At 74.1% G+C, this 18,490-nt stretch carries 1 protein-coding gene; it reads right to left on the bottom strand.

What is annotated here, in order from left to right; translation table 11 throughout:
• Positions 1 to 30: 30 nt before the first annotated feature.
• A complete protein-coding gene (locus ACIHEJ_RS01030) occupies positions 31 to 18,477 on the bottom strand; it encodes a type I polyketide synthase (RefSeq protein WP_400131124.1) in 18,447 nt (6,148 codons plus the stop codon).
• Positions 18,478 to 18,490: the final 13 nt, after the last annotated feature.

Consider the following 18,490-nt stretch of genomic DNA (forward strand, 5'->3'; position numbering starts at 1 on the left):
CGGCTGTCGTCAAAGGTAGGGCGCCAAGAACTAGGAATTTTCTAGATCTTGATCGATCAGATCGAAGATGTCGTCGACCGTCGCGTCCTGGAGCTGCCGCCGCGCATCGGCGGATTCCGCGCCCCGCTCCCCTGCGGAATTCACCAGGGACAGCAGTCCCTGCAGCCGCCTCCGCACCCCTGCCCGGACCGTCTCCTCGGCGGAGGCGGCCGTCGAGATCACCGACTCCAGACGGTCCAGCTCGCCGAAGACAGACACCTCGTCCGGGGCCGTCCCACCGGCGAGTTCGCCGCGCAGGTAGCGGGCGATCGCCTCGGGCGTCGGGTGGTCGAAGACCAGCGTCGCGGGCAGGGACAGGCCGGTGTCGGCGGTGAGCAGGTTGCGCAGCTCCACCGCGGTCAGGGAGTCGAAGCCGAGGTCTCGGAACGCCAGGTCCGGTTCCACGGGTGCGGAGCCGTTGTGTCCGAGTACGGCCGCCGCGTGCGCGCACACCGTGTCCACGAGCAGGCGTTGCTGTTCGCCGTCGGACAGCGTGGACAGTTTCTCCGTCAGCGCGGACGGCTCCGCGGTCTTCCCGGCGGGCTCCGCTGCGAGGGCGTCCCTGACCTCGGGCAGATCGCTCAGCAGCGCGCTCGGCCTGCTGACGGTGAACGGGACGACGAACCGCTCCCAGTCCACGTCGGCGACGGTGACCGTGGCGTCCCCGCCGCTCAGCGCACCGTGCAGCGCGCAGATCGCCCGGTCCGGCCGCAGCACGGTCAGGCCGCGCTGCCGCAGCCGCTCCTCGTCCCCGGCGTCGGCGACCATGCCGCCCTCGCCCCACGGGCCCCAGGCGATCGCGGTCGCGGCGAGGCCCCGGGCCCGCCGGTGCTGCGCCAGGCCGTCGAGGAAGGCGTTCGCGGCCGAGTACGCGGCCTGCCCGCCGCCGCCCCACACGCCGGCGATCGAGGAGAAGAGGACGAAGGCGTCCAACTCCCGCTCCCGGAGCAGTTCGTGGAGGTGCGCGGCCCCGAGCGCCTTCGCGGCGACCGTCGCCGCGAAGTCACTGAGGCTCGTCCGGGCGAGCATACCGGCCTCTGCGGTGCCGGCCGTGTGGACGACGGCGTCGACGGGGTGTTCGGCGAGGAGGGCGGCCAGCGCCTCCCGGTCGGCCACGTCACAGGCGGCGACGGTCACGCGCACGCCCGCCTCCTCCAGTTCGGCCCTGAGGCCGTCGGCGCCGGGGGCGTCGGGACCACGGCGGCTGGTGAGCACCAGGTGCTCGGCGCCGGCACCGGCGAGCCAGCGGGCCACGTGCCCGCCCAGCGCACCCGTACCACCGGTGACCAGCACCGTGCCGCGCGGCGACCACGCACCGTCGCCCCGCGCCGCGGGCAGACGCGACAGACGCCGTACGAACGCCCCGCGGTCGCGGATCGCGACCTGGTCCTCGGCCGCCTGGCCGAGCACCGCGGCGAGGCGGCCGGCCACCCGGTCGTCGACCGTGTCCGGGAGGTCGATCAGCCCGCCCCAGCGCGGCGCGTGCTCCAGCGCCGCCACCCGGCCCAGTCCCCAGACCTGGGACTGGTACGGGTCGGCCACCTCGTCGGCGGGGCTCACGCCCACCGCGTTCCGGGTCGCACACCACAACGGGGCGGCGATGCCCGCGTCGCCCAGGGCCTGCACGAGGAGGACGGACAGTGCGACGCCGGCGGTCAGCGCGGCGGCCGCCGGGGCGGCCCCGCCGTCGACGGCGAGCAGTGACAGGACGCCCGCCACGGTCTCGTCACCGGCCGCTCGGGCGAGCTGCGCGGCCAGGTCCGCACGGCCGGTGGCCGGCTCGACCGGTACCGGCAGCGGGGCCAGGCCCCGCCCGGTCAGCCCGCGGAGGCAAGCGGTGACCCAGTCGTCGTCCAGCTGCGCGGCGCTGACCGGAACCAGCCATACGCCGTTCCGGGCCGGGCCCTCCGGGGCGGGGTCGGGTATCGCCTTCCAGGTGACGCCGTAGCGCCAGCCGTCCACGGTGGACTGCTCCTTGCGCTGCCGCCGCCATGAGGACAGCCTCGGCAGCACGTCGCTGAACGCGTCCCCTGCCCCGATGTCCAGGGTCCCGACGAGGGCTTGCAGGTCCTCGCGCTCCACGGTCTCCCAGAATTCCGCGTCCACCGGGTCCGCCACCGCGGCGGCGGGCTCCGGGGCGTCGAGCCAGTAGCGCTCGTGCTGGAAGGCGTAGGTCGGCAGGTCGACGCGCCGGGCGCCCGGGAAGAAGGCGTGCCAGTCCACTTCGGCGCCGCTGACGTGCAGTTGGGCCAACGCGGTGGTGAGCGCCTGGGGTTCGGGGCGGTCGGCTCGGAGTACGGGGATGGTGACGATGTCGTCCGCGCAGGCCTGAGCCAGGGCGCTGAGGACGCCACCGGGGCCGATCTCCACGAACGTGCTCACACCAAGCTCGTGCAGACTCCGCACGCCGTCGGCGAAGCGGACCGCCTCACGGACGTGCCGGACCCAGTACTCCGGCGTGTACGACTCGGCCGGCCGACCGGTGAGATTCGAAACCACCGGAATCCGCGGCTCGTTGAAGACCAGCCCGCCGACGACCTCCGCGAACTCCTCCAGCATCGGATCCATCAACGGCGAGTGGAACGCGTGGCTGACCTTCAACCGGCTCACTTTGCGGCCCTGCTGAGTGAAGACCTCGGCGATTCCCAGCACCGCGTCCTCGGCTCCGGAGACCACCACCGACCGGGGACCGTTGACCGCCGCGATACCGACGCCGTCGGTCAGGTGCGGCAGCACCTCTTCCTCGGCCGCCTGCACCGCGACCATCGCCCCACCCGCAGGCAACGCCTGCATCAACGCAGCCCGCGCCGACACCAGCCGCGCCGCATCCTCCAGCGACAACACACCCGCCACATGAGCAGCCGCGATCTCACCGACCGAGTGACCGGCCACGTAATCCGGCCGGACCCCCCACGACTCCAGAAGCCGGAACAGCGCCACCTCGACCGCGAACAACGCGGGCTGGGCACACCCGGTCCGGTTCAGCTCCTCCGAGTCCACATCGACCGGCACATCCAGACGCGCACACACCTCGTCGTACGCATCGGCGAAGACGGGGAACGCCTCGTACAACTCACGCCCCATACCCATCCGCTGCGAACCCTGACCCGAGAACAAGAACCCGACCTTGCCGCCCGGCCGGCCCTGGACGACTCCGGGTGACGGCGTTCCGGCGGCCAGGCAGCCCAGTTCGTGGCGGAAGTCGTCACAGTTCGCGCCGATGACGACCGCCCTGTGACGCATCGCGCTCCGGGTGGTGGCCAGCGAGAAGCCGACATCGGCCGGTGACGTGCCGTCCTGCACGAAGGCCAGCAGCCGTCGTGCCTGTTCGCGCAGCGCAGCGCTGGTCTTCGCGGAGAGCACCCACGGCAGGAGGGCCGGGGCCGAGGCTGTGGTGGCCCCATCGGCCGGGACCGGCGGTGCCTGTTCGATGATGGTGTGGGCGTTGGTGCCGCTGACGCCGAAGGACGACACCGCGGCACGGCGCGGGCGGTCCGGCGCCGGCCAGTCGACGGCCTCGGTCAGCAGCCGGACGTCACCCGCCGACCAGTCCACGTGCGGCGTCGGGTCGTCCACGTGCAGGGTCTTCGGGAGGACGCCGTGGCGCATCGCCATGACCATCTTGATGATCCCGCCGACACCCGCGGCGGCCTGCGCATGGCCGATGTTGGACTTCAGCGACCCCAGCCACAGCGGCCGGTCCTCCGGCCGCTCCCGGCCGTACGTGGCGATCAGCGCCTGCGCCTCGATCGGGTCGCCGAGCCTGGTGCCCGTACCGTGCGCCTCCACCGCGTCGACATCGGCCTCGGTGAGCCCGGCGGAGGCCAGGGCCTGCCCGATCACCCGCTGCTGCGCGGGTCCGTTGGGCGCGGTCAGACCGTTGGACGCACCGTCCTGGTTCACCGCGCTCCCCCGCACGACGGCCAGGACCTCGTGGCCGTTGCGGCGGGCGTCGGACAGCCGCTCCACCAGGAGCATGCCGACGCCCTCGGCCCAGCCGGTGCCGTCCGCGCCGGAGCCGAACGCCTTGCACCGTCCGTCCGGGGCCAGCCCACGCTGCCGGCTGAACTCCACGAAAGCCCGCGGGGTGGACATGACCATCACACCGCCGGCCAGCGCCATGGAGCACTCCCCGTTGCGGAGGGCCTGGGCCGCCCAGTGCAGGGCCACGAGCGACGAGGAGCACGCCGTGTCGACGGTGACGGCCGGTCCTTCCAGGCCGAGGGTGTAGGCGATGCGGCCGGACATGATGCTCGCGGAGTTGCCCGTGCCGAAGAAGCCCTCGGAGTCGTCGATCGCGTGGAAGGCCTGGGCGGCGTAGTCCTGGTAGCCGGAGCCCACGAAGACCCCGGTACGGCTGCCACGCACCGACTCCGCGTCGATACCGGCCCGCTCGAACGTCTCCCACGAGGTCTCCAGCAGCAGACGCTGCTGCGGATCCATCGCCACGGCCTCACGCGGACTGATCCCGAAGAACCCCGGGTCGAACTCCCCCGCCTCGTACAGGAATCCGCCCCGGCGCGTGTACGTCTTCCCCGTCGCCTCCGGGTCCGGGTCGTAGATGCCCTCCACGTCCCAGCCCCGGTCCGCCGGGAAGTCACCGACCGCGTCACCGCCGGAGGCCACCAGCTGCCACAGGTCCTCGGGCGAGCGCACCCCGCCCGGGTACCGGCACGCCATGCCGACGATCACGATGGGGTCGTCGTCCTCGGCGGGCGCGGCGACCGCTTCCGGTGCTGCCGTCGTGGTGGGGCCGGTGAGTTCGGTGCGCAGCTGCCGGGCGAGCGCCTGGGCGTTGGGGTGGTCGAAGACCAGTGTGGGCGGCAGGGCGAGGCCGGTCTCGGCGTTGAGCTTGTTGCGCAGTTCGACGGCGGTCAGGGAGTCGAGGCCGAGGTCCTTGAAGGCCCGTTCGGCCTCGATCTCGTCGGCGCCGCCGTGGCCGAGGACGGCGGCCGCGTGCCTGCGTACGAGGTCGGTCAGCAGCGCGTGCTGCTCGGTCTCGGGCAGCTGGACGAGACGGTCGGCCAGGAGCGAGGCGGGGGCCGGGCCGGGCTCGCCGGCGGTGCCGCCCGCGGTGAGGATCCGTTCGGCCTCCGGGAGGTCGCCGAGCAGGGCGCTCGGGCGGACCACGGTGAACGGGGGCAGGAACCGTTCCCATTCGACGTCGGCCACCGTGGTGGTCGGCTCGCCGGAGTCCAGCGCCTGCCGGAGGCCGGCCACGGCGAGCGCGGCGGGCATCGGGATCAGGCCGCGGCGGCGCAGTCGTGCGTCCGTGCCGTCGCTCTCCGCCATGCCGCCGCCCGCCCACGGGCCCCAGGCGACGGCGGTCGCCGGCAGGCCTTGGGCCCGGCGGCGTTCGGCGAGCCCGTCGAGCAGGGCGTTGGCCGCGGCGTAGGCGGCCTGGTGGCCGCTGCCCCACACGCCGGCGATGGACGAGAAGAGGACGAAGGCGTCGAGTTCCCGGTCGGCGAGGAGCGCGTCGAGGTGCAGGGCGCCGGCTGCCTTGGCGGACAGTACGTCGGCGAAGGCTCCCGGCGTCATGGTCTCCAGCGGCTCCAGGTGGTCCACGCCCGCCGTGTGGACGACGGCGTTCACCGGGTGCTCGGCGAGCAGCGCGGCGAGCGCCGCACGGTCGGCGACGTCGCACGCGGCGACGGTGACACGGACACCCGTCGCCCCCAGTTCTGTGACGAGATCCGCCGCGCCCGGCGCGTCGAGGCCACGGCGACTGGTCAGCACCAGGTGTTCGGCACCGGCACCGGCGAGCCAGCGGGCCACGTGCCCGCCCAGCGCACCCGTACCACCGGTGACCAGCACCGTGCCGCGCGGCGACCACGGCCGGCCGGCCCGCCTGTTGCGGCGGACTGCCGTGGGGGTGAGCCTGCGGCCGAACACGCCGCGGGCGCGGATCGCGACCTGGTCCTCGGCCGCCTGGCCGAGCACCGCGGCGAGGCGGCCGGCCACCCGGTCGTCGACCGTGTCCGGGAGGTCGATCAGCCCGCCCCAGCGCGGCGCGTGCTCCAGCGCGGCGACCCGGCCGAGACCCCAGACGGCGTTCTGGGCGGCGCTCGGCACCGCGTCGGCACGGCCGGTGGACACGGCGGACCTGGTCAGCGCCCACAGCGGGGCGTCGATGCCCGCGTCGCCCAGGGCCTGGAGAAGCGCGAGGGTGAGCGCGGTGCCGACGGAGAGGGCCGGGTGTACGGGGTGGGGTCGCTCGTCGGTGCCGAGCAGGGAGATCACACCGTCGACCGGGGTCTTACGGACGGCGTCCGCGAGCTGCCGCAGCAGAGCGGCGCGGTCGGCGGCCGGGTCGACCGCCACCCGGACCAGCCGGGCCCCACGGGCGGCGAGCCCGTCGGCGACGGCGGCGGTCCACTCGACGGCCTCGGTGGTTTCGGTGTTCTCGGTGACCAGGAACAGCCAGTCGCCGGGCAGTTCGTGCGCCCGGAGGCCGCTGAGCGGCTTCCAGTCCGTGCGGTAGGACCAGCCTTCCGCGGCGGCCTCCCGGCGCTGTTGCCGGCGCCACGCGGACAGCCGGGGCAGTACCGCGTCCAGCTGCTCGGTGGGCAGGTCGAGGGTGGCGGCGAGGGACTGGGCGTCCTCGCGCTCCACCGTCTCCCAGAAGCCGGCCTCGGCGGCGTCGGTCTCCGGGACGGCGGCGGCCGTGGGCGTGGTGGTCTCCAGCCAGTACCGCTGGTGCTGGAAGGCGTAGGTCGGCAGGTCGGTGCGCCGGGCGCCACGGCCGGCGTAGAACGCCTGCCAGTCAACGGGGACGCCGTGCACGTGGAGCTGTGCGACGGCGCGGGTGATCGCCTCGGGCTCGGGGCTGCCGGACCGTGCGGAGGCAACGGTGAGCGCGCCGTCCAGGCAGCCCTGTGCCATGGCGCTCAGCACAGCGCCGGGGCCGGTCTCCACGAACGTGGTCACGCCCAGCTCGCCCAGGGTCCGGATGCCGTCGGCGAAACGCACGGCCTCGCGGACGTGCCGGACCCAGTAGTCCGGCGTGTAGGCGTCGATGAGTTCGCCGGTGAGGTTCGAGACGACCGGGATCCGGGGCGTCTCGAAGCGCAGACCGCCGACGACGCGGGCGAAGTCCTCCAGCACGGGGTCCATCAGCGGCGAATGGAAGGCGTGGCTCACGGTGAGCCGCGAGGTCTTGCGGCCGTCCCGGGCGAAGACGTCCGCGACGGCCGTCACGGCGTCCTCGGCTCCGGAGACCACGACGGACTGCGGACCGTTGATCGCCGCGATGGCGACGCCGTCGGTGAGGTGCGGCAGCACCTCTTCCTCGCTGGCCTGGACGGCGATCATCGCCCCGCCGGCGGGCAGGGCCTGCATCAGCGCGGCACGCGCCGTCACCAGTACGGCCGCGTCCTCCAGCGACAACACACCCGCCACATGAGCAGCCGCGATCTCGCCCACGGAGTGACCGGCCAGGTAGTGCGGCCGCACGCCCCACGACTCCAGCAGCCGGTGGACGGCTACCTCGTGCGCGAACAGCGCGGGCTGGGTGAAGGCGGTGCGGTTCAGCTCCGCGCCGTCCTCATGACCGTTCGTGCCGAACGCCACGTCCCGCAGCGGCCGTTCGAGGTGCCGGTCGAGGTGGGCGCAGACCTCGTCGTACGCCTCCGCGAAGACCGGGAACGCCTCGTACAGTTCCCGCCCCATGCCGGTGCACTGCGAGCCCTGCCCGGAGAACAGGAACCCGATCTGGCCGGTGCCGGCGCGGCCGAGGACGGCACCGGGAGCGGGCGCTCCTGCGGCCAGGGCCCGCAGGCCCTCGGCGATCCGGCCGCGGTCGGCACCGACCACGGCGGCGCGGTGCCCCAGGGCGGCCCGGGTGGTGGCCAGCGAGAGGCCGATGTCGACGAGGGAGGGTCCGGCGCCGTCGGCGGTGAGGGGCAGCAGACGTTCCGCCTGGGCGCGCAGCGCGGCCTCGGAGTTGCCGGACAGCACCCACGGCACGGTCGCCGAGGCGACCTCGACCGGTGCGACGGCGGCCGGTCCGGCCACCGGGGCCTGCTCGATGACGGTGTGCGCGTTGGTGCCGCTGACACCGAAGGACGACACGGCGGCCCGGCGCGGGCGGCCGGTCTCCGGCCAGTCGACGGCCTCGGTCAGCAGCCGCACCGCGCCCGCCGACCAGTCCACGTGCGGCGTCGGCTCATCGGCGTGCAGCGTCCGTGGAAGGACGCCGTGGCGCATCGCCATCACCATCTTGATCACTCCGGCCACGCCGGACGCCGCCTGGGCGTGACCGATGTTGGACTTCAGCGAGCCCAGCCACAGCGGCCGGTCCTCCGGCCGCTCCTGGCCGTAGGTGGCGAGGAGCGCCTGCGCCTCGATCGGGTCGCCCAGAGCGGTGCCCGTGCCGTGCGCCTCCACCGCGTCGACCTCGGCCTCGGTGAGCCCGGCGGAGGCCAGGGCCTGCCGGATGACCCGCTGCTGTGCCGGGCCGTTGGGCGCGGTCAGACCGTTGGACGCGCCGTCCTGGTTGACCGCGCTGCCCCGCACGACCGCGAGGACCTCGTGGCCGTTGCGCACGGCGTCGGACAGGCGCTCCACGAGCAGCACGCCCACGCCCTCCGCCCAGCCGGTGCCGTCCGCGCCGGCGCCGAACGCCTTGCAGCGGCCGTCGGCTGACAGCCCGCGCTGCCGGCTGAACTCCACGAACGCGGCCGGTACGGCCATGACGTTCACACCGCCCGCGACGGCCATCGTGCTCTCGCCGCCCCGCAGCGACTGGATGGCCAGGTGCAGGGCGACCAGCGACGACGAGCACGCCGTGTCGACGGTGACGGCGGGGCCCTCCAGGCCGAACGAGTAGGCCACGCGCCCGGAGACGACGCTCGCGGCGCTGCCGGTGAGCAGGTGGCCCTCGACGCCCTCGGGGACCTGCGGGAGACCCGCGCCGTAACCCTGATAGGACATACCGACGAACACGCCCGTGCGGCTGCCCTTCAGGGAGGCCGGGTCGATGCCGGCCCGCTCGAAAGCCTCCCACGAGGCCTCCAGCAGCAGGCGCTGCTGGGGGTCCATCGCGAGCGCCTCGCGCGGCGAGATGCCGAACAGCGCGGCGTCGAAGTTCCCCGCGTCGTGGAGGAATCCGCCGTCGCGCGCGTAGGTCTTGCCAGGGGTGCCCGGGTCGGGGTCGTAGAGGTCCTCGACGTCCCAGCCGCGGTCCTCGGGGAAGCCGGAGATCGCGTCGCCGCCGGACGTCACGAGCTGCCACAGGTCCTCGGGCGAGCCGACGCCGCCGGGGAGGCGGCAGCTCATGGCCACGATCGCGATGGGCTCGTCGTCGGCGGCGGCCGTGTGCTGCTCCTGCTGTGCGGCGGTCTGCGCGCCGAGCAGTTCGATGCGCAGGAACCGGGCCAGGGCGGTGGTGTTCGGGTGGTCGAACACCAGCGTGGTGGGCAGCCTCAGACCGGTGTCGGCCGTGAGCCTGTTGCGCAGTTCGACGGCGGTGAGCGAGTCGAAGCCGAGGTCGTTGAAGGCCCGGCCGGGCTCCACCGCCGCTGCGCCGTCGTGGCCGAGCACGGCGGCCGCGTGCCCGCGGACGAGGTCCGTCAGCGTGCGATCCTGTTCACCCGCCGGCAGCCCGGCCAGCTGTGCGGCGAGCGCGTTGCCGGCTTCGCCTCCGCCGGAGGCCGGGCTCTCCAGGGCGCGGCGCGCCTCGGGCACGTCCAGGAGCAGGGCGCTGGGGCGGGTGACGGTGAACGGGCCTATGAAGCGCTCCCAGTCGAAGTCCGCGACGGTCAAGGTGGTCTCGCCGTCGGTCAGCGCCTGCCGGAGTGCGGAGATCGCGAGGTCGGGCCGCATGGGCGGCAGGCCGCGGCGGCGCAGCATCTCCTCTCCGTCGCCCACACCGGCCATGCCGCCCTCGGCCCAGCCGCCCCAGGCGACGGCGAGCGCGGTGCGCCCGCGTGCCCGCCGGTACTCGGCGAGGGCGTCCAGGTAGGCGTTGGCCGCCGCGTAGGCGCCCTGTCCGGCGCCGCCCCAGATACCGGCGCCCGAGGAGAACATGACGAACGCGTCGAGTTCCTGACCGGCCAGCAGGTCGTCCAGGTGCGTGGCCCCTGCGGCCTTGGCCGCCACCGTGTCGGCGAATCCGGCCGGGTCGGAGTCCTCGATCATGACGTGGTCGCCGACGCCCGCCGCGTGGACGACGGCGTCGACGGGGTGTTCGGCCAGGAGCGCGGCCAGCGCCTCCCGGTCGGCCACGTCACAGGCGGCGACGGTCACACGCACGCCCGCCTCCTCCAGTTCGGCCCTGAGGCCGTCGGCGCCGGGGGCGTCGGGACCACGGCGGCTGGTGAGCACCAGGTGCTCCGCGCCGGCACCGGCGAGCCAGCGGGCCACGTGCCCGCCCAGCGCACCCGTACCACCGGTGACCAGCACCGTGCCGCGCGGCGACCACCCCTGGGCGGGGCCGGTGGCGCGGGCGGCACGGACGAGCCGCCGCCCGAAGACGCCCGAGGCGCGGACCGCCACCTGGTCCTCGGCGGCCTGCCCGAGGACGGCGGCCACGCGGGCCGTGGTCCGTGCGTCCAGTACCTCGGGAAGGTCGAGCAGTCCGCCCCAGCGGTGCGGGTGTTCCAGCGCCGCCGCCCGGCCGAAGCCCCATACCTGCGACTGCACCGGGCGGTCCACGCTCTCGGAGCGGCCGGTGGCCACCGCGCCGCGCGTGGCGCACCACAGCGGCGCGTCGACGCCCGCGTCGCCGAGTGCCTGCACCAGGCAGAGGGTGGCGGCGAGGCCGTGCGACAGGCCGGGGTGACCGGCCGAGGTGCTCTCGTCCTCGGCGAGCAGGGACAGTACGCCGTCCACCGGGCCGGCGCCGGCCAGCTCGCGGGCCAGCGTCCCGCGGTCGGTGCCGGGCCCCGCGACGAGTGTCACCAGTTCCAGGCCGCGCTCGCCGAGCGCGGTGCGGACCGAGGCGGTCCACTCGCTCTCCGCGGCCACGACGAGCAGCCAGGTCCCGGACGCGCCGGGCTGCGGAAGCGCACCCAGCGGCTTCCATGTGACGCGGTAGCGCCACCCGTCGACCACGGACTGCTCGCGGCGCTGACGGCGCCACGCGGACAGCCGGGGCAGGATCGCGCTCAGCGAGGCGTCCGCGCCGACGCCCAGGGTCGCGGCGAGGGACTCCGCGTCCTCGCGCTCCACGCTGTCCCAGAAGCCGGAGTCCGCCGCGTCGGCCGGGGTGCCGGCGGCGGCCGGGTCCTCGTCCCCCTCCAGCCAGAAGCGCTCGCGCTGGAAGGCGTAGGTCGGCAGGTCGACACGGCTTGCGCCCGGAAGGAGTGCCTGCCAGTCCGGGGAGACGCCGTGCACGTGCAGTTCGGCGAGCGCGGTGACGAGTGCCTGCTGCTCGGGGCGGTCACCGCGCAGGACGGGCACGGCGATCGCATCGTCCGCGCAGGCCTGCGCCAGGGCGCTGAGGACGCCACCGGGGCCGATCTCCACGAACGTGCTCACACCCAGCTCGTGCAGGGTCGCGACGCCGTCGGCGAAGCGGACCGCCTCACGGACGTGCCGGACCCAGTACTCCGGCGTGTACGACTCGGCCAGTCGGCCGGTGAGAGTCGAAACGACCGGAATCCGCGGCTCGTTGAAGACCAGCCCGCCGACGACCTCCGCGAACTCCTCCAGCATCGGATCCATCAACGGCGAGTGGAACGCGTGGCTGACCTTCAACCGGCTCACTTTGCGGCCCTGTTGAGTGAAGACCTCGACGATTCCCAGCACCGCGTCCTCGGCTCCGGAGACCACCACCGACCGGGGACCGTTGACCGCCGCGATATCGACGCCGTCGGTCAGGTGCGGCAGCACCTCTTCCTCGGTCGCCTGCACCGCGACCATCGCCCCACCCGCGGGCAACGCCTGCATGAGACGGGCACGGGCGGACACCAGCCGCGCCGCATCCTCCAGCGACAACACACCCGCCACATGAGCAGCCGCGACCTCGCCGACCGAGTGACCGGCCACGTAATCCGGCCGGATGCCCCACGATTCGAGAAGCCGGAACAGGGCGACCTCGACCGCGAACAACGCGGGCTGGGCACACCCGGTCCGGTGCACCTCCTCCGAATCGACATCGACCGGCACATCCAGACGCGCACACACCTCGTCGTACGCATCGGCGAAGACGGGGAACGCCTCGTACAACTCACGCCCCATACCCGTCCGCTGCGAACCCTGACCCGAGAACAGGAAACCGACCTTGCCCTCGGGGCGGGCGCGTCCCAGCGTCACGTTCGCCGCCGGTTCGCCCGCGGCGAGGGCGTCGAGGGCTTGCCGGAGTTCGTCCGGGCCCTGTGCCAGGAGCACCGCGCGGTCCTCGAACGTCTCGCGCGAGGCGAGGGAGAGACCGATGTCGGAAGCCGTCCAGCCGTTCTGCGCGTCGAGGTGGCCGGCCAGCCGGGCGGCCTGGGCGCGCAGCGCCGGCTCGCCCTTGCCCGACAGCACCCACGGCACGAGCGCGCCGGAGTCGGGCGTGGGGGGCAGCTGCGCCGTGGCGGGGGCCTGTTCGATGATGGTGTGGGCGTTGGTGCCGCTGACGCCGAAGGACGACACGGCGGCACGGCGCGGGCGGTCCGGCGCCGGCCAGTCGACGGCCTCGGTCAGCAGCCGGACATCGCCCGCCGACCAGTCCACGTGCGGCGTCGGCTCGTCCACGTGCAGCGTCTTCGGGAGGACGCCGTGGCGCATGGCCATCACCATCTTGATCACACCGGCCACGCCCGCCGCGGCCTGCGTGTGACCGATGTTGGACTTCAGCGAACCCAGCCACAGGGGCTGTCCCTCGGGCCGCCCCTGCCCGTACGTGGCGATCAGCGCCTGCGCCTCGATCGGGTCGCCGAGCCTGGTGCCCGTACCGTGCGCCTCCACCACGTCCACATCGGCCGGAGCGAGCCCGGCCGAGGCCAGCGCCTGCCCGATCACCCGCTGCTGCGCGGGGCCGTTGGGCGCGGTCAGACCGTTGGACGCACCGTCCTGGTTCACCGCGCTCCCCCGCACCACGGCCAGCACGCGGTGACCGTTGCGCACGGCGTCGGAGAGGCGCTCCACGAGCACCACTCCCACGCCCTCGCCCCAGCCGGTGCCGTCGGCGTCCGCGCCGAACGCCCTGCAGCGGCCGTCGGGCGACAGCCCGCGCTGGCGGCTGAACTCCACGAAGACGTTCGGGCTCGCCATGACGGTGACGCCGCCGGCCAGCGCCATCGTGCACTCGCCGTTGCGCAGCGACTGCACGGCCAGGTGCAGGGCGACCAGGGACGAGGAGCAGGCCGTGTCGATCGTGACGGCGGGGCCCTCCAGGCCGAACGTGTAGGCCACCCGGCCGGAGACGACGCTGGACGCGCCGCCGACGAGCCGGTGTCCTTCGACGCCTTCCGGGGTCCGGCGCACCTCGGCTCCGTAGCCCTGGTAGGCCATGCCGACGAAGACGCCGGTCCGGCTGCCGCGCAGCTGCGCGGGGGTGATCCCGGCCCGCTCGAAGGCCTCCCACGAGGTCTCCAGGAACAGGCGCTGCTGCGGGTCCATCGCCAGGGCCTCGCGCGGGGAGATCCCGAAGAACCCGGCGTCGAAGTCGGTGGCGCCGTACAGGAATCCGCCGTCGCGCGCATAGGTCGTGCCGGGGCGCTCGGGGTCGGGGTCGTAGAGGGCCTCGACGTCCCAGCCGCGGTTCGAGGGGAACTCGGAGATGGCGTCGCCGCCGGACGTCACCAGGTCCCACAGGGCCTCGGGCGAGTCGACGCCGCCGGGCAGGTGACAGCTCATCGCCACGATCGCGATGGGCTCGTCGTCGGCGGCCGCGTGCTGCTCCGGCTCCACGGCGGCCTGCGTTCCGAGCAGCTCGCCGTGCAGGAAGCGGGCGAGCGCCGTGGCGTTGGGGTGGTCGAAGACCAGCGTGGGCGGCAGCGCGAGACCGGTCGCCGCGTTGACCTTGTTGCGGAGTTCGACGGCGGTCAGGGAGTCGAAGCCGAGGTCCTTGAAGGCCCGTTCGGCCTCGACCTCCGCCGCCGAGGAGTGGCCCAGGACCGCCGCGACGTGTGCGCGGACCAGGTCGATCAAGGTCTGCGTGCGTTCGGCCTCCGGTAGTCCGGCGAGCCGGGCCGTCAGGGGCGTGGCGCCGGTGGCGGCGTCGGCCGGTGCTGCGGCGCGGGCGCCCAGCACCTCGGGCAGTTCGGACAGCAGGGCGCTCGGGCGGCCGAGGGTGAACGGTCCGATGAACCGCTCCCAGTCGATGTCGGCCACGACGACCGCGGTGTCGTCGCAGTCCAGGGCGCGCTGGACGGCGGTCACGGCGAGGGCGGCGGGCAGGGTGCTGACGCCGCGGCGGCGCAGCTGCTCCTCGTCGGCGTCGGTGACCATGCCGCCGTCGGCCCAGGGGCCCCAGGCGATCGCGGTGGCGGTCAGCCCCCGGGCCCTGCGCCGGGCGGCGAGCCCGTCGAGGAAGGCGTTGCCGGCCGCGTAGGCGGTCTGCAGTCCGCTGCCCCACACCCCGGCGATCGAGGAGAAGAGGACGAAGGCGTCCAGCTCGCGGTCGCCGAGCAGTTCGTCCAGGTGCGCGGCGCCACGGGCCTTCGCCGCCATCGTGCGGGCGAAGTCGGCCGGCGTCAGCTCGTCGAAGGGGGCGAACTGTGCCACTCCCGCCGTGTGGAAGACGGAGGTGAAGGTGTGCTCGGCGAGCAGCGCCGCCACCGCGTCGCGATCGGTGACGTCACAGGCGGCGAGGGTGACGCGCGCTCCCAGCTCCTGAAGTTCGGCCTTGAGCGCGGTCGCGCCGGGGGCGTCGGCGCCGCGGCGGCTGGTGAGCACCAAGTGCTCCGCGCCGGCACCGGCGAGCCAGCGGGCCACGTGCCCGCCCAGCGCACCCGTACCACCGGTGACCAGGACCGTGCCGCGCGGCGACCACGGCCGGCCGGCGCCGCTTCGGGCGTGGGCGAGCCGGACGGTGAACACGCCGGAGGCGCGGACGGCGACCTGGTCCTCCGCCCTGTCGGAGCTCTGGCGCAGGACGGCGGCGACACGGCCGGCCGCGCGCTCGTCGACGGCCGTGGGCAGGTCGATCAGACCGCCCCAGCGCCCGGGGTGCTCCAGGGCCAGGGCGCGGCCGAGGCCCCACACCTGGTTCTGCACCGCGCTGAGCGGTGCGTCGTCGGAGCGGCCGGTGGCGGCCGCGCCGCGGGTGACGCACCACAGCGGCGCGTCGACGCCCGCCTCGCCCAGCGCCTGGGCCAGGGCCACGGTGTGCGTCAGGCCCTGGGAGAGCGCGGGGTGTTCGGGCGAGGCGGTCTCGTCGGTCGCGAGCAGCGACAAGACGCCGTCGAGCGATCCGGCTTCGGCTGCGGCCCGGGTCAAGTCGTCGGCCAGGCAGGCGCGGTCGGCTTCGGCACCGACCGTCAGCGGGATCAGGTGCGCGCCACGTCCGGCGAGGGCCGCGCGGACCGTCCCGGCCCACTCGTCTCCCTCGCGGGCGGCGAACAGCCATGTGCCGCCGGAGAGATCGCCACCGGACAGGCCGTTCAGCGGTTGCCAGGACAGCTGGTAGCGCCAGCCGTCCAGGACGGACTGCTCGCGCCGCCGGCGCCGCCAGGCGGACAGCTTCGGAACCACGGCGTCCAGTTCCTCGGCGCTCAGTTCCAGCGTGGCGGCGAGGGACTGGGCGTCCTCGCGCTCGACGCTCGCCCAGAACTCGGCGTCGGCCGCGTCCACGGCGGCCGTCTCGGCCTCGGGGGCCTCCAGCCAGTAGCGCTGCTGCTGGAAGGCGTACGTGGGCAGGTCGACGCGCCGGGCGCCCGGGAGGAGGGCCTGCCAGTCCGGGGAGACGCCGTGCACGTGGAGTTCGGCGAGCGCGGTGACTACGGCCTGCTGCTCGGAGCGGTCGGCTCGGAGTACGGGGATGGTGACGATGTCGTCCGCGCAGGCCTGCGCCATGCCGCTGAGGACGCCACCGGGGCCGATCTCCACGAACGTGCTCACACCCAGCTCGTGCAGAGTCCTGACGCCGTCGGCGAAGCGGACCGCCTCACGGACGTGCCGGACCCAGTACTCCGGCGTGTACGACTCGACCGGCCGACCGGTGAGATTCGAAACCACCGGAATCCGCGGCTCGTTGAAGACCAGCCCGCCGACGACCTCTGCGAACTCCTCCAGCATCGGATCCATCAGGGGCGAGTGGAACGCGTGGCTGACCTTCAGGCGGGAGGTTTTGCGGCCCTGCTCCCGGAAACTCTCGGCGATCGCGGTGACCGCTTCCTCGGCTCCGGAGACCACGACGGAACGAGGACCGTTGACCGCCGCGATGCCCACCTCGTCGGTCAGGTGCGGCAGCACCTCGTCCTCGGTCGCCTGCACCGCGACCATCGCCCCACCCGCGGGCAACGCCTGCATCAACGCAGCCCGCGCCGACACCAGCCGCGCCGCATCCTCCAGCGACAACACACCCGCCACATGAGCAGCCGCGATCTCACCGACCGAATGACCGGCCACATAATCCGGCCGGACCCCCCACGACTCCAGCAGCCGGAACAGCGCCACCTCGACCGCGAACAAAGCCGGTTGGGTGCAACCCGTCCGGTCGAGCTGCTCCGCATCGGCGTCGAGCGTGACGTCCAGGTGGGCGCGGATCTCGTCGTAGGCCGCGGCGAACGCCGGGAAGGCGTCGTAGAGTTCGCGCCCCATTCCGGCCCGCTGCGAGCCCTGGCCGGAGAAGAGAAACCCCGTCTTGTCGCCGAGGCGGGCCGCGTTCTGGACGACGGCCGCGGACGGGGTGCCGGACGCCAGGGCCCGTACGCCTTCGGTGAGTTCCTCCAGGCTCTCGCCGACGACGGCCGCCCGGCGGTCCCATGCGGTGCGCGCCGTGGCGAGGGAGAAGCCGATGTCGGCCGGTGCGCTGCCGGGGCCGCTCCCATCGCTCCGGCCGTCCTCCAGGAAGGAGAGCAGGCGCTCCGCCTGGGCGCGCAGCGCCGCGTCGCTCTTCGCCGACAGCACCCACGGGACCGGTCCCTGGGCGGCCGTCCCGCGGGCGGGCTCCTCGTCGAGGGCCGGGGCCTGCTCGATGATCGTGTGCGCGTTGGTGCCGCTGACGCCGAAGGACGACACGGCGGCGCGGCGGGGGTGGTCCGACTCGGGCCACCGGACGGTCTCGGTCAGCAGCCTGACGCCGCCCGCCGACCAGTCGACCTGGGCGGTCGGCTCGTCCACGTGCAGCGTCTGCGGCAGGACGCCGTTGCGGATGGCCATCACCATCTTGATCACACCGGCGACGCCGGAAGCCGCTTGTGTGTGACCGATGTTGGACTTGACGGAGCCCAGCCACAGCGGCCGGTCCCCCGAGTGCTCCTGGCCGTACGTGGCGAGCAGCGCCTCCGCCTCGATCGGGTCGCCGAGGGTGGTGGCCGTGCCGTGCGCCTCGACGGCGTCGATCTGGGAGGCGGTCAGGCGCGCGTTCTCCAGCGCCTGCCGGATCACGCGCTCCTGCGACGGGCCGTTCGGGGCGGTGAGGCCGTTGGAGGCGCCGTCCTGGTTGACGGCGCTGCCGCGGATGACGGCGAGCACGTCGTGGCCGAGCCGGCGGGCGTCGGACAGCCGCTCCAGCAGGAGCACGCCGACGCCTTCGGACATGCCCGTGCCGTCGGCGGTCGAGGAGAACGCGCGGCAGCGGCCGTCGGGCGACAGGCCGCGTTGCGCACTGAACGCGATGAAGGTGTTCGGTGTGGCCATCACGGTGACGCCGCCGGCCAGGGCGATCGAGCACTCGCCGCGGCGCAGCGCCTGGGCGGCGAGGTGGAGGGCCACCAGCGAGGACGAGCAGGCGGTGTCGACGGTGACCGCCGGGCCTTCCAGGCCGAGGGCGTAGGAGATGCGGCCGGAGACGACGGCGGCGGTGTTCGCGGTGACGAGGTGGGCCTCGATGTCGCTGTCGCCCCGCCGTTGGAGGTAGGCGTGGTCCTGGCCGTTGGTGCCGACGAACACGCCGGCCCGGGTGCCGCGGGCGGTGGCTGGGTCGATGCCCGCGCGTTCGAAGGCCTCCCAGGAGGTCTGCAGCAGCAGCCGCTGCTGCGGATCCATGACCAGGGCCTCGCGGGGGGAGATCCCGAAGAACGCGGGGTCGAACTCGCCTGCGTCGTGGAGGAAGCCGCCCTCGCGCACGTACGTGCGGCCCGTCCGCCCGGGCTCGGGGTCGTAGAGCGTGTCCAGGTCCCAGCCGCGGTCGGTGGGGAACCCGGACACGCCGTCACCGCCGGAGGCGACCAGGCGCCACAGGTCCTCGGGCGAGCCGACCCCGCCCGGGTAGCGGCAGGCCATCCCGACGATGGCGACGGGCTCGGTGTCCTTCGCCTCCAGCTCACCCAGCTGCCTGCGGGTCTGGCGCAGGTCCACCAGCACGCGCTTGAGGTAGTCCCTGAGCTTGTCGTCGTTCGACATGTTTTACGTCCTC

It is taken from the genome of Streptomyces sp. NPDC052301 (assembly GCF_044593395.1).
Classification (GTDB): domain Bacteria; phylum Actinomycetota; class Actinomycetes; order Streptomycetales; family Streptomycetaceae; genus Streptomyces.